The following is a 16,997-nucleotide window of genomic DNA, read 5'->3' as shown; positions in this document are numbered from 1 at the left end:
TAAAACTACAGAATTTTGTAACCTAGGCTCGTTCGCATGATGCACGACAATCCCACCACTGTGAATGCCTATTACACAAAAAATATTTTAGGGACGACATAAGATGCCTGTAGAGCATACTTTATGCCGCTCAATAAAAAACCGTAGACGCTAATCTACGGGGTTTCTAAGAGTGGAGGCCGAGAATCGGACCCACCGCCGGTGGGTTGCGAAGCAGCCCAAGCTAAAGATGTCCGCTATGGGTCGATAGCCGCCACACACGAAGATCGCCCCTATTCCCAAAACGCATACATCCAACCAACCCAATGTGTGCGCTGCCCGCATCCACTCTGGAAACAGCCCCTCTCACCTTCACACAAAACCTGTGATCTCTCCCTCTCACCCTTCGTCAAGAACTCGACCCCGTGCTGTCGTCGGGGACTGATAACAGGGCTTTCCATGCAAACGCTGTTGAACGAGATTCTCGACGAAGTGCGCCCCTTGATCGGCAAGGGCAAAGTGGCTGATTACATTCCCGCGCTGGCCGATGTGCCCGCGCGGCAGTTGGGCATTGCCGTGTATGGCAACGATGGCAGCTATCACTGTGCGGGTGACGCGCTGGTGCCGTTTTCGGTGCAGAGCATTTCCAAGGTGTTCAGCCTGGTTCAGGCCATCGGCCACTCGGGTGAAGCCATTTGGGAGCGGCTGGGTCATGAGCCCTCGGGTCAGCCGTTCAATTCGCTGGTCCAGCTGGAGTTCGAGCGCGGGCGTCCGCGCAATCCGTTCATCAATGCGGGAGCGTTGGTGATTTGCGATATCAACCAGTCGCGCTTCGCCGCGCCGACGTTGTCGATGCGCGATTTCGTGCGACGGTTATCGGGCAATCCGCACGTGCTGATGGATGCCCGTGTGGCGGATTCGGAATACCAGTTCCGCGCACGCAACGCGGCCATGGCGTATCTGATGCAGTCATTCGGCAACTTCCAAAACGAAGTCGAGGCCGTGCTGCGCAGTTATTTCAGCTACTGCGCGCTGCGAATGAATTGCCTCGATCTGGCCCGAGCGTTCTGCTTCCTGGCCAACAACGGGTTTTGCAAGCACAGCGGCGAGCAGATTTTGACCCGACGCCAGACTCAACAAGTGAACTCGATCATGGCCACGAGCGGGCTGTATGACGAAGCCGGAAATTTCGCCTACCGCGTGGGACTGCCCGGCAAGAGTGGCGTGGGTGGTGGGATTGTGGCCATCGTGCCGGGACAGTTCACCGTCTGCGTGTGGTCACCAGAGTTGAACGCGGCGGGCAACTCCCTCGCCGGCATGGCGGCTCTGGAGTTGCTGAGTTCGCGGATCGGGTGGTCGGTGTTCTGAGTGACGGCTGGCCTCTCTTCGGAAAGGGATCAGGCCGGTATCTCCTGGCAGTCCTCCCTCACAGTCTCAGCCTGTCGGCCAGCCAAGGATTGCAGGTGTGGGCACACTGATCGGTAAGCCGGTCGGTGTGCATGGCAGCCGCCGAACTGCCCACCCCGCCTACCAGCCGGTGCGAACGGCGATTTTGCCAAAGTGTGCGCCCGCCCCCATCCGCTCATAGGCCGCTTTCAACTGGTCCAGTTCGAAGATTTGATCGACCACAGGCCTGATGCGGTGGGCAGAGATAGCCCTAATCGCCGACGCCAGGTCGGCGACTGAGCCGCCATTACTGCCCTGCACGCGAATTTCCTTGAAAATCACAGGCATCAGGTTGGCGGGCTGCGCAGCGCCGTCCAGAAAACCAATGGCCGCCACAGTTCCCCCATGGCGAACAGCGGCCAACGACCGCTCGAAGCCTTGGCCTCCCACAGGATCGATCACCAGATCCACGCCCTGCCCTGCCGTTCGATCCAAGACAAATCGGTCCCAGTCCGGGCTTTCTCGATAATTGAATGTTTCATCAGCCTTAAGCATTCGGGCGCGTTCCAGCTTCTCGTTGGACGACGAAGTGATGATGACCCGGGCGCCACGAGCCTTGGCCAGTTGCAGGGCAAAGATGGACACGCCCCCGGTGCCCAGCAAGGCCACCGTCGAACTCGGACCTATGTTGGCAGTGTCGAGCGCGCGCCAGGCTGTCATGGCGGCAATGGGCAGCGAAGCCGCTTCTTCCCAACTCAAGTAATCCGGAATCTTCACCACGGTTGCGGCATCCAGCTCCGCGACTTCCACCAGCGAACCACGGACGGTGGCGCCCCTCATCGGACCGGCCAGTTCAGCCGTGGCGCGGCCTGCAATCCAGTGAGGTTTGATGTGGATGACCACACGATCCCCCGCCCTGACCTGCCAGACATCCTCGCCTACTGCCACCACCTCACCGGCGCCATCAGCCAAGGGAATATTCGGATACACCGCACCGGGATACTGACCATGAACGACCGCGATGTCGGCGAAATTCAAACTCGCGGCTTTGATGCGGACCAGCACCCTTCCGCGCCCCGGTTGAGCAGGGTCGGCCAGTTCGACGGGCAAGAACGCATCAAGTGACGGGGCAGTTAACTGTATGGCTTTCATAAGGCTCTCCAGAAATGACAGGAGGACATTATGAAATGCTGCGTTTTGAGACAGAATACGAAGATCCTACCGTTCATAGATGTGAAAAATGCAGGAATCTTTTTTCTCCGATTTGAATGAGCTTTCGGCGTTTGTTGCCTTGGCCGACACCGGATCGTTTTCAGCGGCGGGTCGACAGATAGGTCGGGATGCCACTGCGGTGTCCCGCAGGTTGAGTGCGATGGAAGCCCGCCTGGGCGTGCGTCTCGCCGACCGCAGCACCCGCAAAGTGGCGCTCACTGAAGCCGGTCAACGCTATCTTGCGCGGATAAGGCCATTGCTCGACGGGCTCCAGTCTGCGGGCCGGGAAGCGGCAGAGCAGGTCGACGGCCAAGTACGCGGGCATCTGCGGATCTCGTTGCCTGGCAGTTTTGCCAGACGCTGGATGACGCCGCTGATCGTGGGGTTCCTTCGTGCACATCCATTGGTCACGATCGAAGCCGATACGAGTAACCGCTTCGTTGACCTGATCGGCGAGCACTACGACCTTGCCATCCGACTGGGCGTATTAGCCGACTCTCGACTGGTTGCACGCAAGGTGGCAGAGCGTCGCCGGGTCATTTGTGCATCACCGGCCTTTCTGATGCGATATCCCCACCTTCAGGCGCCTCAAGACCTCGCCGGGGTTCCCTGCCTGTGCAACACCCGCAACAGCAATCCCTACCGTTGGGCGTTCACTCAGCCAGGACGGCGTCGGGAAGTCGTATCCGTTCGCGGCCTTCTTGCTTCCGAGGAACCTGAACTGCTGATAGAAGCCGCACTGGAGGGACTGGGTGTTCTGCACTCGACACGCTGGTACGTCGATGCCCACCTCAGGGAAGGCAGCCTCGTGGAGGTCATTCCGGACTGGCAACTGGATGACCGGGGGGCCGTCTATGTGATCACGCCAGCCACCTCAGGCACCCCCAACAAGACGCGGGCGTTTTCGGACTGGGTAGCGCAACACCTTGCGAGCGAGCTGGGATGAGGCCAGTTGTCGCGGCCATAACGTGAACAGAGCGATATCCCAATCCGAATGTTGTTGCAGTGGCTCGTCCGGTTTTTTGTGGAGCGTGCAGTCGATCATGGGTTTTTCCAGGGTTCTCCAAGGCCCGACGGCTTCGACGATCGGATGAGGAATCCCGTCGGGCGCAGTGGATCAAAGTTGCGCCAGCCCGCCGTCGACGGCGACTTCGCTGGCAGTCATGAAGCTGCTGTCCGACGAGGCAAGAAACGCTGCGGCCGCTCCGATCTCTGCGGGATCAGCCATGCGCTGAAGCGGGGTCATCGACGCGTAGGCTTTCTGGCCCTCTTCCCCCAGCGCAGCCTTGGCGAGTTCAGTGGCCGTCGCACCGGGTGACAGGACGTTAACCCGGATGCCGGTGCCTTTAAGGTCTTCGGCCCAGGACCGCGCAAGGTTGCGCACGGCCGCTTTGCTGGCGCTGTAGGCGCTCATGGCCGGGGCGCCGGTGGTGCCCGCGCTCGACCCGGTCAGGATAATCGAACCGCCTTCGCCCATCAGCGGCAGCGCTTGCTGGACGGTGAAAATCGTCCCTTTCACATTGGTGTCGAACGTGTCGTCAATGTGCTCGGCAGTGATACTGCCGAGGGGTAGCGGGCTGCCTGCACCCGCATTGGCGAAGACGATGTCGAGGGTGCCGCGCTCGGCTTTCACGGCAGCGTAAAGCCGATCAAGGTCGGCAGGCTCAGACACCGAGCCTTTCACGGCGCGGGCGTTTGGGCCAAGCTCGGCCACCGCCGCGTCGAGTGCGTCTTGCCGACGACCGAAGATGAACACGAAAGCGCCCTCCTCGATAAAGCGTTTTGCAGCGGCGCGGCCAATGCCGGTTGCGCCACCGGTGATCACTGCGGTTTTGCCATTCAATCGGGTCATGTCGTGCATCCTTCGTTGAAATCAAGTTCAAGCCGGGGAACGGCTCGCTTGGAAATCAGGATGCGGGGCTGATAACCTAACGACAAGTATGCACATTTTGGTAAGTACCTAAAAAATGACGACCTCACCTGAAATCTGCGACACCGGATGTGGGCTCAACGCCACGCTGCGCGTCATCTCGGGCAAGTGGAAACCGTTGGTCCTTTTTTTCCTGCGAGACGGCGCAAAGCGCTATGGCGAGTTGAAACGGCTGATACCGGGCGTGAGTGACAAAGTACTGATCCAGTCGCTAAAAGACCTTGAAGCCGATCGCGTGCTGGCACGAACGGACTATCAGGAAGTGCCTCCACGTGTTGATTACACCCTGACGCCACTTGGTGGCAGTTTGGCGCAGGCGATCATTCCGTTGTGTACGTGGGGGACTGAGAATGCGGCGGAGATGGCGCGGATTTTTGCGGAGCGGGATGCCAGTAGTTAGCGACCTCAGATTTACGCATCGCCGTATGCTCCTTGAGTGATCGCTGACGCCTTCCTGGCGGGGGAATGAACACTCAGAGGGTAGATACATTCGTCAGAATTGTCGCATTGACGGTAATCCCGGAGAAGGCAGCGCTGTTTTCAGAGCCAAAGGCTTCGCCATCGCCGCGAACCTGTACTCCCATCAATAGTCCAGACGCATGCCATCATGGCGGCTGTGCCAAGACGCCATAGCCGCAGCCCGTTCCGGACGACTGCGGCCACGGTGTCGAACCTGATCATCCGGCCCGATCAAACCGGGCTTTGTGGCGGAGTGAAGTAGACGGATTCGTCGTCATCGGATGAATCCCCTGCCGCGGTGTAATAGCTGGAGGCGTCGTCGTCCGACAGATTTTCTGTTTGCACTGAAGGTCGAGCCGGGCGCTCGGCGGATGGCCTCGAAGACGGCGAGCCCGGCCGCTCTGTCTGGCTTGAAGGGCCGCCGGTGATCGCGGGTTGCGCGTGCTCGCCGTCGAGGCTTGCCCGCACACTGCCTGCTGAAGACTTGATCGAGTGAGGTGCCGAGTTCTCGGCGTTCATGATCCGGTTGCCGGTGAGGCTGGTGCGTGCCAGCGAATTCGCTTCAGATCCCGCTTGCCGGGATGGCTGAGTGGACCGTCTGCTGAGACGGCCTGATGCGTCGTCTGGTGTCCCGTCCGTTTCCTCTCGCACTGACTGGGCGGTCTGAGTCTCGCCCGCCGCCGGTTCGGCAGTTGTTGCACCGGGCGACATCAGATCCTCAACCAGCTTGTCTGCGACAGCGACGCTTGCAGCATTGGCACCGAAAACTGCGGCGCCGCCTATTGTATTGATGGCGTGTTTTGCAGCCGAACCCAAGACAGGGTGTTCGCTCAACGCGTTTACCGCAGCGCCTTTGGCGGCTTCCAGCGCGGCGAAGCCACCGGTCAACGTGCTGACGTTGGCTGCACCAGACGCGGTGAACGTGCCTTTCGCCGTTCTCGACACCGCCCCGAGCGGATCGGTGAACAGTGTGCGGCCCGCATCGGCCAGACGCCCTCCGGCATTGATGAGAGGCGTAGTCATGGTGTTTGCGCGCCGCAATGCTTGCAACGTGTCGAACCACTCGGTTTCCTGATTCAGGTCCTCTTTGGGCTCGGCATCTCTGCGCCCCAACAGCAGCGCCGGGCCACTGGTGAACTGCTCGGTGCGACGCGTGTGTGCGGCATAACCGGTACCGGCGCCAGCGGCCAACCCTCCCGTAATGGCCAGGACGGTATCGACAATGGGCTCAGCCGCAGGATTTGAAGCGGCGGCCACCGGACCTGCGATCCACCTGCCCGCATTTCGCAACGTGAACGTCTGCGCCTCCAATCCGTTTTTGATGGCCAGGTTCGCTTTGGTGTCGATCGTCTCCAGCGCGGCGTTCAACGACGCATGCAGTTTGTCCCCGGGCGCTTGCAGGTAATACGCATCTTCTCGAAGTTTCTTCATGGAAGCGCCGCCGACCTGATCCATCACCGACGCCGTTGCGAGTCCGATCGCCCCTTGAGCTGCCGCTTTCGCCACCGGATTCTGAATGTTTGCACCGATGCCGGTGATGGCGGGAATGGCGGCCTGCAGCGTCGACGCCAAGGCAAACGGCAAGCCGCCAACCGTGCCCGATACGACCGAGGCGTTGCGGTCCATCTTCTTCGCCTTGTCCATCACCGTTCGAAGCTCCTCGAACGAGATGTTCTCTTCCATCAGTTTGTTGACTCGGCTCTCGATGATCCGATCGATTTCTACCCGATGGGGCGATTCTGCATCCAGACGCTCTCGATAAGGCGCAAACTGGCGGCTCATGTAGTCCGTGAGCAGATGCCTCATTTCACGGGTTTCATTCACACCTGCCGCAGCAACCTGCCCGGGTTGGGGATGACCTTGCCCCACGCGAGCGTGGTCGGTCGCAGCGGCCGAACCTGACCGCTCTTGAAGTTCCATGGAGTGTGAAGAACCGGGGGTTTGCTGGCCAGACACACGCATGGTGAAGTCCTCTCTGGTTATACGGATGCATCGCTGCTACCGGCGATGCTTTTCAAAGAGGTGTGTGGTCGACCGCGTCGTTCCGGTTCCTGATGCACAGGCGGTATTTGACGGTTGCGTTTCAGAATGATGACTCGTTCCCACTCAGCCCGTCGCATCTTTAAGATCGACTGGTGGCCACGAGTCTTCGGCTAGGCAGGAAGCAGCGCGAGCGTTGATTCAGCCCTAGTCTCGATGCTTGAGACCCACTGACAGTCGACAGTTGCGAGCCTCGATGCTCCCTTGCCGATAAGGCCAGCAAGCCCGATCTCTCATGCTGGGCGTTTGACGGACAATGGTCAGCTTCACCTTCGCCGGCGCCTCAACCCGAGGGCTGTCACCCGGGCTGTGATGGAAGGTGACGATGTTGTGAGCGCCAGCCGGGACAAAGTTCTGATCATTGAAGCTGGTCTGTCGATCTGCGGGGAATGCCTCGGCGCTCAACGAGGCTGGCGTGCTCCTTATGACAGCGCCGCTGTTCGCCTCTGTCACCACTGCTCGGACTTCGGGCTCCGTTGAAGTGATGCGGCGATGAGACTCTGACCGGCTTGCCCACAGAAACGCGCTGACCACGACAACACTTCCCACTGCCAGACACGCAAGCAGATTCGGCATGCCGCGCCTGCGGTTTTTTCGAGTAATGCGTTCCGGTGCGTCGCTTGATTCCGCTCTCATCCGTCATTTACCTGTGATGTCTTCCTGCACGTCGGCAGCGCTCCGAGCAATACCTGACCTCGTCCCAGCACCGCGCCCATTTTTTGCGCCAGGTGAACGGCAGCTGGCAGCAGGCGCAGGTCTTGGTGGGGAGCTCACTCTTTTTCACCGTTTGCCTCCACTTTCCGAGCCGGACCATAAGGCACACCGCTGACTGATCGGCCGTTTCTCAGAAATCTTGATCTTCCCAATCCTCGATGTCAGCTTCATCGATCAACGTACACAGCCCATACGTCCAGCCTTCAAGACGTTCATAAGCTCAGTGAAGCCCCTCCCTCTTGCCAGCCATCGTGCGTCCTGTCCGCCCCCTCGAACCAATCCAGAAGTCGCGAGGTCAACCCTGCAGATCAGAAAAGTCCTACGGCTATAGCAGGAGTGAACCATGGAAACCAAAGACACCGTTCATTATGAAAGCTTGACGGAAGCCGCCAAGCGACTTGCAGAAACCCGACGTTCCTTGCTGCTGGATTTGCTCAACCCGGCATTCATGTCCAGACATTCCCAAAGTCCGGATTTCATCACCTTTTGCGAGTCGGCCGGCTATGACGTGCATACCATCGAAGACTTCGAATCTGTAGCAGACGAACAGTGGGATGCGTTCGTTGCCGCCCATACAGACTTTGCAGATTGGGCAGACATGCAAGCAGGCGCCGTTGCAGCGCAGGCGAGCGAACAATTGCTCAAAGTTGTCAAAGGCTGATCCGCGGCAGGATGCAGGCGTTTACCCATGAACACCTTCCTCGCCCAGGCGCAAAACAATCAGTGGTCGAACCGGCGGCTGTTGTCGGCGTGTCTGCGGTTGAGCCACGAGGAATATGTGGGCAGGCGCACCAGTTTCTTTCCCTCAATCGAAAAAACCTTGCTGCATATCGTGGAGGTGGACCTGTTCTATCTGGCTGCGCTGGAATTTGATCTGGAGGGTCAGCGCAGGGATCTTCCCGCCGGGCTGACGCTCCCTCAGACCGCGCAGCTTCAGTTCGCCACCGATGCGCGCTTGGTGGCGTATTGCGAGCGGCTGGATGAGCAATCATTGGCCCGCAGCGCAGAAGTGGTGCGACCCGAGGGGATCGTGCTGGAGCGGGTCGATCGGCTGTTGCTGCACCTGTTTCAGCACCAGATTCATCACCGCGGACAAGTCCACGCCATGCTCTCTGGTACCCAGGTCGCGCCTCCGCAACTGGACGAGTTCTATCTGGATGCAGACCTGCCGAGACGAGCGATGGATGAGGAACCGCTGACCGTTCCTCCCCTGGCTTCACGCTAGTGCCGCCCGCCTGCATGGCGGGCGTCGCGCGTCGCTTCAGGTCAATGGCCTACGACCATTTCGCCGGACTGCCTTTCACCCGCGGCAAAGCCATGGACGCGCGCTCGCGTTGCGATGGTCAGACTGAGCAGCAACAAGATCAGCAAGACCCAGGGAACCGAGCTGATTCCCCACTGACCGAGCAACACGCCACCCAGCAACCCGCCGCTTGCGATCGCGCTGTTCCAGACCACCACGTTCATGGAAAGCGCCACATCAGCGCCCTTGCCGGCCGAGTCGGCAAGCGCGGTCTGCAACAGGGTGGCGGCGCCGCCAAAGGTCAGGCCCCAGATCAAGACGCCCACGTAGACGGCCAGGGCATCGCTTGAGAACAGCCCCAGAAACACCGCGACCGCTGCGAACGCGGCGAGACTGGCCAACACGGTCGATCGCAGATGACGGTCAACCAGCCGCCCGGTAATCCAGATACCCGCCAGCGCCGCGAGACCGAATGCTAGCAATACCCGATCCACGTCATCCGCCAGCCCTGCCCCGGAAATGAAGGGAGCGATGTAGGTATAGAGAATGTTGTGAGCCAGCATCCAGGTGAAGACGACACCCAGCACCGAGCGCACGCCGGGCGTGAGGAAAACCTGTCGCAACGCCATGCGCTGAGAGGAGGACTGGCCAGGGTAATCGGGCACTTTGACCAGCACCCAGACGATCAGCAAGAGGGTCAGTCCGGACATCAAGCCGAACGCCATGCGCCAGCCGATCAATCCGCCCAGCCAGGTGCCCATCGGCACACCCAGCGACAGGGCAATGGGTGTTCCCACCATGGCCACGGCCAGCGCGCGGCCCTGCAGTTGCACCGTCACCATGCGCCGCGCGTAACCGGCAATCAGGCTCCAGGCCAGCCCCGCAGAGACACCGGCGAAAAATCGTGCGACCAGTGTCAGCCAATAGCTGGAAGACAGCGCCGTGACGGAATTGAAGATCAGAAAGCCGACAATCGTCAGCAGCAGCACCGTCCTGCGGCGCCAGCGTTGGGTGGCGATGGTCAGCGGAATGGCCGCCAGCAAAGAGCCGAGCGCGTACACGGTGACCAACTGCCCGGTCAGCGAGGCGGAGACTTCCAGCCCGCGCCCGATCTCCGGCAATAAACCGGCAGGCAATGTCTCGGTCAAAATGCAGATGAATCCCGTCATCGCCAGTGCCAGCAACGCGCCCAAGGGAAGCGTGGCGCTCTGTTTCTCATCGTGCGTCATTCGATCACCTACTAATATACTGATCGGTATAAATATAGGGACCGGTGCTCGTCTGGTCAACGACTTATGTATCGATTAGTATTTAAGTACCACTGAAGGAGACCCGACATGGCGCAGATGGGACGCCCCCGCACCTTTGACCGCGACCTGGCAATCACTCAGGCCATGCACCTGTTCTGGGAGCATGGATACGATGCGACCTCACTCAGCCTGCTCAAGGCGCACATGGGCGGAGGCATCACCGCGCCCAGCTTTTACGCCGCTTTCGGCTCCAAGCAGGCCCTGTTCAGCGAGGTGATGGCGCGATACTTGACCACTCACGGCCGGGTCACCGACAGCCTGTTCGAGGAGACCCTGCCGCCACGCGACGCGATCGAACTCACCCTGCGCCGCTCAGCGACCATGCAGTGTGAGCCGGATCATCCCAGCGGCTGTCTGGTGTCACTGGGCCTGATGAGCGCGTGCTCTGACGAGAGCAAAGCGATCTCCGAGCCGCTCGCCCAGGCGAGGAACAAGAACCGCGCGGGTATCGTGAAGTGCATCGAGCGCGCCATCGCCACAGGCGAGTTGCCTGCGACCGTGACGCCCCAGACGCTTGCCACCGCGTTCGACAGCTTTCTGCTGGGCCTGTCGACACTGGCCCGCGACGGTATTCCACACGCCGCGCTGGATGCCGCCGTCACGCAGATGATGGGCCTGTGGGACAGCCTGCGGATTCATGAGGGTCAGCAAAGCGAGATTTAAAGGCAGCCAGATTGATCTGATCACCGGTCACATCAGGACGACGCAGCGGATTCTGCGCGTGGAACTGGATGCCTGGCTCCGGAGGCCAGGTCACGGGTTCCGGTTATTCGTATCCCGGCTCCGGCACATCAAATGCCCGGCACCACCGCCAGCAGCGAGGCTCTCACGGACGCCGCGCGATCCGTCCCGACCTGTTGCTCAAGCTCTGTCTGAGCCGATTGCCAATAATGCTCGGCTTCGCGCAGCTTCGACTGCCCGTCCGAAGAGAGAGCCAGACGTAACGCAGCGCGTGGCCCCTCGGCGCGGCTATGAACGAATCCTGCCAGCTGCAGGGGTTTAAGGGCTCTCACCAGGGTCGTGCGTTCCATCACCATCAATTCGGTGAGATCCGATACCGAAATTTGCGGGTATTCCGCCAGCATCGCCAGCAGCGAAAATTGCGACACCGACAAATCCGCCGCAGCCAGGTGTCGGTCATAAAGTCGTGTGAGGTACCTCGCATTGCGCCGAGCGGCGAGGCAGTGGCAGAGATCCGGGCCAGTGATTTCTTTCATGTCGACCATCATATGTGCATATGCACATTAGTCAACTGATCTTTGCGCGACGTGTTGCAGGGTCCGAAACGTCGGGCGTGCGCCTGGACGTTGCAGGCGTCTGAGCGCCCTTTTTAGAGATTGACAGGCAGATCAAACGCTCGCTATAACTATAGCGTTGTACGACGACAGACGATTTAACGTCGGGTCACCTCTAAAAATAAAAATGTCGGTCACCATCATGAATTCGACTTGCTCACTCACATTCTCCAATACCCGGCCTCTCGGCACGTCGCTGATTCTGTTCAGCCACGGTACGTCCGGCCCGCCCCAACGCTCCCTCTCTGCACGATTCAGTACTTGTTAGACGTCTGACTCCAGGCCCTGCGCCTCGGAGACGTACGCGTGCGCTCTCGCCAGACCGGCCGAGAGAGCATCACCCCTCCAAGAATAAAAGTGATGCCATGAACCTGAACGAGTCCACACATCCGCAAAGCATCACCCAGGCGGCCACCCGCACGGTCGGCAAATACCGCTGGACGATTTGCGCGTTGCTGTTTTTCGCAACCACGGTCAATTACCTGGATCGGCAGGTGCTCAGCCTGCTGGCCCCTGACCTGTCCACGCAATTTGGCTGGAGCAACACCGACTACGCCAACATCGCCTCGGTGTTCCAGTTCGTCTACGCGATCGCGATGGTTTTCGCCGGTCGCGTCGTCGACAAGATCGGCACCAAGACCGCCTACATCGTCGCCATCGGCGTATGGTCCACGGGCGCGGTGATGCACGCTTTCGCAGTGCCGCTGGGCCAGGGCATCGGTGCGATTACCACGGCGCTGGGTTTCGCGGCGATTCCGGTGTCCATCGCCGGCTTCATGCTGTCCCGGGCGATCCTTGCAATCGGTGAAGCGGGTAACTTCCCGATCGCGATCAAGGCCACCGCCGAATACTTCCCGAAGAAAGAGCGCTCTTTCGCCACCGGCATCTTCAACTCCGGCGCCAACGTCGGCGCAATCGCGGCACCCATCTGTGTGCCGTTGATCGCTGCGATGTGGGGCTGGGAATCGGCATTCATCGTCATCGGCCTGCTGGGTTTTGTCTGGCTGGGCGTGTGGATGGCGCTGTACGAGAAGCCTGATCAGCAGAAGCGACTGACCGCCGAAGAACTGGCCTACATCCGCAGTGACGAGAGCGAGCAGGTCAAGGCTGCACCAGGTACGCCGGCCAGAAAAGTGTCGTGGTTCAAGCTGCTGACCTACCGCCAGACCTGGGCGTTCGCCTTCGGCAAGTTCATGACTGACGGCGTGTGGTGGTTTTTCCTGTTCTGGTTGCCGACGTATCTGTCGGCGCAGTACGGCATGAAAGGCCAGGCCATCGTGATCCCGCTGTTCGTGCTGTACAGCATGACCATGGTCGGCAGCATCGGCGGCGGCTGGTTCCCGAGCTACTTCATGGCCCGCGGCGACAAGCCTTATGACGGCCGGATGAAAGCGATGCTGGTAATCGCCCTGTTCCCGCTGCTGGTGCTGCTGGCGCAACCCCTGGGCTACATCAGTTTCTGGGTGCCCGTGCTGCTGATCGGCATCGGCGCCTCCGCGCACCAGGCCTGGTCCTGCAACATTTTCACCACCGTGTCCGACATGTTCCCGCAGAAGACCGTGGCCTCGGTCGTCGGCATCGGCGGCATGGCCGGCGGACTCGGCGGTGTGGTCATGACCAAGATCGGCGGCTGGGTGTTCGACTACTACAAGTCGATCAACGACATTCACACCGGCTACATGATCATGTTCGCCATTTGCGCCCTGGCTTACCTGGTGGCGTGGTGTGTGATGAAGGCCCTGGTGCCGCGCCATAAAGAGATCACTGATCTTTGATCGGTCGAGCTTGACCCCGTTTCACGGACTCGCCGTGGACACAGACCGGACGCGTCACGCGTCCGCTTACAATAAAAAGGAAGTATCGATGACTCAGTTCAAATTGGTGGTGGCGTTTCTATGTCTGCTCTCGGGTTCTGCCATGGCAGCCCCCGCAGCCGACGAGCAGGATGTGGCCAAGGCCGTCGACAACATGACTCAAGCCATGCTGCACAAAGACATCAAGGCGCTGAACGCGCTGACTTCGGACAACGTGACCTACGGGCACTCGAGCGGCAAGATTCAGAACAAGCAGGAATTCATCGCCGATATCGAAACCGGTCGCAGCGGCTTCAAAACCCTGCAGATGCTCAACCAGACGATCAAGCTGAACGGCGACGTCGCACTGGTGCGTAACCACTTCTCCGCTCAGGCCGTGAACAGCGGCGTGGAAGTGCCGACCGAGATCGAAAACTTCCAGATCTGGCAGAAACAGAAAGGCCACTGGCTGCTGATCGGCCGTCAGGCATTCCGCTTCTGACCCGCTTGCTGTCGACAGGGCGATCCGTGATCGCGCTGTCGACACGCACAGGCTACCGCCTCCACGACTGCCGGCCGCCGACTAAACTACCGGCACACAACAATAAAGGTCGGGCCAATGTCATTGCATCCGTTCGCGCTTCTTCCCCTCGCTCTCGGCTGTTCGCTGGCAAGTGCCGCCGATTTTCCGGGCAATCAGGGCGATTGGGTCGCGCAGAGTTTCACCTTCCACACCGGGGAAACGCTCCCCAACCTTAAAATGCACTACGTCACCGTTGGCGACCCGAAGAATCCGGCGGTGTTGTACCTGCACGGGACCAATCGACCCGGCAGCGACGTGTTGAAGCAAGACTTTGCCGGTGAGCTGTTCGGCCCGGGACAGGCGCTGGACGCCACGCGGTACTACATCATCTCGCCTGACGGCATTGGCATCGGGCAATCGAGCAAACCCTCGGATGGTTTGCGCATGAAGTTCCCCGCCTACAACTACACCGATCTGGTCAACGCCCAATACCGGCTGATCACCGAAGGCCTGGGCATCAAGCACCTGCGCCTGGTCATCGGAAACTCCATGGGCGGCATGCAGACCTGGCTGTGGGGCACGGAGTATCCCACCATGATGGACGGCCTGGTGCCGATGGCCTCACAGCCTTCGGAAATGGCGTCGCGCAACTGGATCATGCGCAAGCTGCTGGTCGAGTCGATCAAGCAGGACCCCGCCTGGGACAACGGCAACTACACCACGCAGCCACCTTCCCTGCGTCTGGCCAACGCCCTGTTCAGTGTCGGCACCAGCGGCGGCGATCTGGGCTGGTATGCCGTGGCTCCCACCCACGCCCTCGCCGAGAAACAGGCTGAAGAAAGGCTCAGACAGCCGCCTCCCGGCGACGCCAACGACTTCATCTACCAGTGGCAATCGTCCGCCGACTACAACCCCGCCCCGTACCTGAACAGGATCAAGGCGCCCTTGCTGTTGATCAACAGTGCCGATGACGAGCGCAATCCGCCACAGACCAGAACCCTGGACCTTGCGTTGAAGCAACTGCCGCACGCGCGCCTGTTGCTGATTCCGGAAAGCCCGGAAACCCGCGGCCACAGTACGACCGGGTACGCGAAGTTTTATGCTGAACCGCTCAAAGCATTCATCGAGTCACTGCCGCACGCACAATAGCGTTCGGCGCTGCCAGCGAGCCGCCGATGGACTGCCCGCTGACGGGCAAGCCATTGCGCCATTGTCCTGACAGCGCTCATCGCGGGCGTACTGCAGAGCATGCGCACTGAGGTATGCTCGTGCGCACCCGTCACCCACGAGATACCGCTTTGCCCTCTTCGACCGCGCCACCCTCATGCGACCCTCACGTCGCTGCGCCAGATGCCGATCATGTCGCCGAAGCACTCAGACGCGTCATCGGCAACCTGGTTCGCGAGGTGCGAAGCGCAGCCAACACGCCCTCCTCGGCGCAAGCAGAGACGCTGGGACTGCTCGACCGTCTTGGTCCAAGCAGCATCAGCGCGATGGCCGCGCAGCGTCACGTCAAACATCAGAGCATGCGCCTGGTGGTGGCGCAGCTTGAACTCCAGCACCAGGTTTCCCGTGCGCCGGATCCGCTGGACGCCCGAAAACAGCTGATACAGCTGACCGATCAGGGGCGAGATACGCTGCAACGCAGTCGCCAACAGCGCAGCGACTGGCTCGCTCGTCAGCTCAAGGAAAAGGCCAGCGCCGCGCAGCTGTACACCCTCGACGAGGCTGTCAGGATTCTCGAGCAATTGATCCTGGCGAATCAAAGCGACGAATCACGCTGAGCGCAGCCCCGCCAGTACGCCGGGCAGCGAGTTGATCCCCCAGTGCTCGACGTATCGCCCCTCCTCGATCCGCACGATGTCGATGACATCGATGGACACGGTTCGACCGGTCGCCGGCACGTCGAGAAGCCCTCCACTGTGCCGCCCGGTGATGCGCTTGCGCGTCGTGACCTTGTCCTGCTCGGCGACCTGGTCGAGCACCTCGACCTGCAATTCAGACAGGCCGGGATGAAGCACGTTGGCGAAAGTGTGCCAGAGCCCTTCCCGGCCATTGGGCTGGCCAGCGGCAGCCGAGTGATTCACGAAATCTTCCGCGACCAACGCTTCGAAAGCCTCACGATCGCACTGCTCGATGACCTGACGATTGAACGCACGAACGACCGCTTTATTCACTGCTGACATGGGGTTCTCCCGCCTTAACACTGTCTGGCGAAGAATATATACAGTTAGACTGTACATATCCAGAATTTCCCATGTTCAGCCCGACCGACGAAAGTCAGGCATCCGCTGTCTCAACGCAGGCCGTGATTACCAGGGCTGGCGCCCGTGAGCCCCGAAAAATCCGCCTGTCGGACCGTCAGCGCCGATCAATGCCATCCTGATCGCCGTCTCGGCGCCCTGCTCTGGCGTCAGGAAACCCGAGTTGGCATTCAGGTCGGTGCGCACATGCCCAGGCTCGACCGCATTGACCTTGATACCCAACGGTTCCAGCTCTTTGGCAAAGGAGACTGTGACGGCATTGAGCGCAACCTTCGACGAGGTGTAATCGAGGAGATTCACGCTGGAGTAAATCGAAGTGGGGTCGGTAATCAGGGCCAGGGAACCCACACCGCTGCTCATCATCACGATCCGGGCTTGATCGGCCGCCTTCAACAGCGGCAGAAAGGCTTGGGTGACCCGAACGGCGCCGAACAGATTGACCTCGTAAACCGCTTTCATGTCCTCCATGCGCACCTCGCTGGGCGCTTTGGTCATGTCGATCACGATGCCGGCGTTGTTGATGAGGATGTCCAGAGCGCAGATGTCGGCGGCCAGCGTCGCTGCGGCGCGATGCACGCTCGACGCGTTCGCGACATCCAGCTCAAGCAGCGCAGCATCCAGCCCTGCGTCGCGCAACTGAGCGACGGCCTGCTCGCCCCGAGCCCGATCCCGCGCGCCGATCCATACAAAAAAGCCGGCTTCGGCGAGCCCCTTGGCGATGGCCAGACCGATGCCCTTGTTGGCGCCGGTGACGAGCGCCTGTCGTTGTTGATTCACGCTGTGATTCCTTGATGCTGATTGAGGGTACTCGTACCCGGCGGACGCTCGTGGCAGCCGGGCGAGTGCGAC

General features: G+C 60.4%; 18 protein-coding genes. 10 read left to right on the top strand and 8 right to left on the bottom strand.

Features of this window, described 5'->3' with window-relative positions:
- Window positions 1-438 precede the first annotated feature (438 nt).
- Complete coding sequence (glsB, locus tag AAGQ88_RS10420) at window positions 439-1,347, top strand: glutaminase B (RefSeq protein WP_342655235.1); 909 nt, start codon at window positions 439-441, stop codon at window positions 1,345-1,347.
- 159 nt (window positions 1,348-1,506) lie between these two features.
- Here glsB and AAGQ88_RS10415 read toward each other — a convergent pair whose 3' ends face one another.
- Complete coding sequence (locus tag AAGQ88_RS10415; RefSeq protein WP_342655234.1) at window positions 1,507-2,517, bottom strand: NAD(P)-dependent alcohol dehydrogenase; 1,011 nt, start codon at window positions 2,515-2,517, stop codon at window positions 1,507-1,509.
- Window positions 2,518-2,605: 88 nt separating this feature from the next.
- Between AAGQ88_RS10415 and AAGQ88_RS10410 the strand changes: the two genes are divergently transcribed.
- A complete protein-coding gene (locus AAGQ88_RS10410; protein ID WP_342655233.1) occupies window positions 2,606-3,523 on the top strand; it encodes a LysR family transcriptional regulator in 918 nt (305 codons plus the stop codon).
- 171 nt (window positions 3,524-3,694) lie between these two features.
- Here AAGQ88_RS10410 and AAGQ88_RS10405 read toward each other — a convergent pair whose 3' ends face one another.
- On the bottom strand, window positions 3,695-4,429 hold the full coding sequence (locus AAGQ88_RS10405; protein WP_342655232.1) for an SDR family oxidoreductase: 735 nt from the start codon (window positions 4,427-4,429) through the stop codon (window positions 3,695-3,697).
- 115 nt (window positions 4,430-4,544) lie between these two features.
- Between AAGQ88_RS10405 and AAGQ88_RS10400 the strand changes: the two genes are divergently transcribed.
- Window positions 4,545-4,907, top strand: a complete 363-nt coding sequence (locus AAGQ88_RS10400; RefSeq protein ID WP_342655231.1) for a helix-turn-helix domain-containing protein — start codon at window positions 4,545-4,547, stop codon at window positions 4,905-4,907.
- A gap of 290 nt (window positions 4,908-5,197) precedes the next feature.
- On the opposite strand, the gene AAGQ88_RS10395 is transcribed toward AAGQ88_RS10400, so the two are convergent.
- On the bottom strand, window positions 5,198-6,928 hold the full coding sequence (locus tag AAGQ88_RS10395) for a hypothetical protein (protein ID WP_342655230.1): 1,731 nt from the start codon (window positions 6,926-6,928) through the stop codon (window positions 5,198-5,200).
- A gap of 721 nt (window positions 6,929-7,649) precedes the next feature.
- A complete protein-coding gene (locus AAGQ88_RS10390; RefSeq protein ID WP_285424575.1) occupies window positions 7,650-7,790 on the bottom strand; it encodes a DUF2256 domain-containing protein in 141 nt (46 codons plus the stop codon).
- A 273-nt stretch (window positions 7,791-8,063) separates the two neighbouring features.
- On the opposite strand from AAGQ88_RS10390, the gene AAGQ88_RS10385 reads away from it, so the two are divergent.
- Window positions 8,064-8,381: a hypothetical protein gene (locus AAGQ88_RS10385; RefSeq protein WP_285424574.1), complete on the top strand. Its 318-nt coding sequence runs from the start codon at window positions 8,064-8,066 to the stop codon at window positions 8,379-8,381.
- 27 nt (window positions 8,382-8,408) lie between these two features.
- Window positions 8,409-8,945, top strand: coding sequence for a DinB family protein (locus AAGQ88_RS10380; protein ID WP_342655229.1), 537 nt, complete (start codon window positions 8,409-8,411; stop codon window positions 8,943-8,945).
- Window positions 8,946-8,986: 41 nt separating this feature from the next.
- Here AAGQ88_RS10380 and AAGQ88_RS10375 read toward each other — a convergent pair whose 3' ends face one another.
- Window positions 8,987-10,192, bottom strand: a complete 1,206-nt coding sequence (locus tag AAGQ88_RS10375) for an MFS transporter (protein ID WP_342655228.1) — start codon at window positions 10,190-10,192, stop codon at window positions 8,987-8,989.
- Between the two features lie 108 nt (window positions 10,193-10,300).
- On the opposite strand from AAGQ88_RS10375, the gene AAGQ88_RS10370 reads away from it, so the two are divergent.
- Window positions 10,301-10,936, top strand: a complete 636-nt coding sequence (locus AAGQ88_RS10370) for a TetR/AcrR family transcriptional regulator (protein WP_342655227.1) — start codon at window positions 10,301-10,303, stop codon at window positions 10,934-10,936.
- 128 nt (window positions 10,937-11,064) lie between these two features.
- On the opposite strand, the gene AAGQ88_RS10365 is transcribed toward AAGQ88_RS10370, so the two are convergent.
- Window positions 11,065-11,502: a MarR family transcriptional regulator gene (locus tag AAGQ88_RS10365; RefSeq protein WP_342655226.1), complete on the bottom strand. Its 438-nt coding sequence runs from the start codon at window positions 11,500-11,502 to the stop codon at window positions 11,065-11,067.
- Between the two features lie 431 nt (window positions 11,503-11,933).
- On the opposite strand from AAGQ88_RS10365, the gene AAGQ88_RS10360 reads away from it, so the two are divergent.
- The 4 genes from AAGQ88_RS10360 (at window position 11,934) to AAGQ88_RS10345 (ending at window position 15,668) form a co-directional block, all read left to right on the top strand.
- Window positions 11,934-13,343, top strand: coding sequence for an MFS transporter (locus AAGQ88_RS10360; RefSeq protein ID WP_285424568.1), 1,410 nt, complete (start codon window positions 11,934-11,936; stop codon window positions 13,341-13,343).
- 88 nt (window positions 13,344-13,431) lie between these two features.
- Window positions 13,432-13,863: a nuclear transport factor 2 family protein gene (locus AAGQ88_RS10355; RefSeq protein WP_285424567.1), complete on the top strand. Its 432-nt coding sequence runs from the start codon at window positions 13,432-13,434 to the stop codon at window positions 13,861-13,863.
- 117 nt (window positions 13,864-13,980) lie between these two features.
- Complete coding sequence (locus tag AAGQ88_RS10350) at window positions 13,981-15,033, top strand: alpha/beta fold hydrolase (RefSeq protein ID WP_342655225.1); 1,053 nt, start codon at window positions 13,981-13,983, stop codon at window positions 15,031-15,033.
- A gap of 149 nt (window positions 15,034-15,182) precedes the next feature.
- The gene (locus tag AAGQ88_RS10345; RefSeq protein WP_342655224.1) at window positions 15,183-15,668 is read left to right on the top strand and encodes a MarR family transcriptional regulator; all 486 of its coding nucleotides are present in this window, start codon (window positions 15,183-15,185) and stop codon (window positions 15,666-15,668) included.
- Here AAGQ88_RS10345 and AAGQ88_RS10340 read toward each other — a convergent pair.
- Both AAGQ88_RS10340 and AAGQ88_RS10335 read right to left on the bottom strand, forming a co-directional pair.
- Window positions 15,660-16,070, bottom strand: coding sequence for an ester cyclase (locus tag AAGQ88_RS10340; protein WP_342655223.1), 411 nt, complete (start codon window positions 16,068-16,070; stop codon window positions 15,660-15,662). The two genes, AAGQ88_RS10345 and AAGQ88_RS10340, sit on opposite strands and share 9 nt — an antisense overlap.
- Before the next feature lie 126 nt (window positions 16,071-16,196).
- Window positions 16,197-16,925 (bottom strand): SDR family oxidoreductase, encoded by a 729-nt coding sequence (locus AAGQ88_RS10335; protein WP_342655222.1) that lies wholly within the window; start codon window positions 16,923-16,925, stop codon window positions 16,197-16,199.
- Window positions 16,926-16,997 lie beyond the last annotated feature (72 nt).

This window comes from Pseudomonas sp. F3-2 (assembly GCF_038804275.1).
GTDB lineage: Bacteria > Pseudomonadota > Gammaproteobacteria > Pseudomonadales > Pseudomonadaceae > Aquipseudomonas.
Note: the sequence above shows the minus strand (reverse complement) of the source record. Positions and strands in the feature narration are given on the sequence as shown.

Coding starts and splice junctions, on each gene's coding strand:
- AAGQ88_RS10340 (WP_342655223.1), bottom strand. CDS start 16,070: ATGTCAGCAGTGAATAAAGCGGTCGTTCGTGCGTTCAATCGTCAGGTC.
- AAGQ88_RS10375 (WP_342655228.1), bottom strand. CDS start 10,192: ATGACGCACGATGAGAAACAGAGCGCCACGCTTCCCTTGGGCGCGTTG.
- AAGQ88_RS10410 (WP_342655233.1), top strand. CDS start 2,606: ATGCAGGAATCTTTTTTCTCCGATTTGAATGAGCTTTCGGCGTTTGTT.
- AAGQ88_RS10395 (WP_342655230.1), bottom strand. CDS start 6,928: ATGCGTGTGTCTGGCCAGCAAACCCCCGGTTCTTCACACTCCATGGAA.
- AAGQ88_RS10355 (WP_285424567.1), top strand. CDS start 13,432: ATGACTCAGTTCAAATTGGTGGTGGCGTTTCTATGTCTGCTCTCGGGT.
- glsB (WP_342655235.1), top strand. CDS start 439: ATGCAAACGCTGTTGAACGAGATTCTCGACGAAGTGCGCCCCTTGATC.
- AAGQ88_RS10370 (WP_342655227.1), top strand. CDS start 10,301: ATGGCGCAGATGGGACGCCCCCGCACCTTTGACCGCGACCTGGCAATC.
- AAGQ88_RS10415 (WP_342655234.1), bottom strand. CDS start 2,517: ATGAAAGCCATACAGTTAACTGCCCCGTCACTTGATGCGTTCTTGCCC.
- AAGQ88_RS10365 (WP_342655226.1), bottom strand. CDS start 11,502: ATGATGGTCGACATGAAAGAAATCACTGGCCCGGATCTCTGCCACTGC.
- AAGQ88_RS10350 (WP_342655225.1), top strand. CDS start 13,981: ATGTCATTGCATCCGTTCGCGCTTCTTCCCCTCGCTCTCGGCTGTTCG.
- AAGQ88_RS10400 (WP_342655231.1), top strand. CDS start 4,545: ATGACGACCTCACCTGAAATCTGCGACACCGGATGTGGGCTCAACGCC.
- AAGQ88_RS10380 (WP_342655229.1), top strand. CDS start 8,409: ATGAACACCTTCCTCGCCCAGGCGCAAAACAATCAGTGGTCGAACCGG.
- AAGQ88_RS10405 (WP_342655232.1), bottom strand. CDS start 4,429: ATGACCCGATTGAATGGCAAAACCGCAGTGATCACCGGTGGCGCAACC.
- AAGQ88_RS10385 (WP_285424574.1), top strand. CDS start 8,064: ATGGAAACCAAAGACACCGTTCATTATGAAAGCTTGACGGAAGCCGCC.
- AAGQ88_RS10360 (WP_285424568.1), top strand. CDS start 11,934: ATGAACCTGAACGAGTCCACACATCCGCAAAGCATCACCCAGGCGGCC.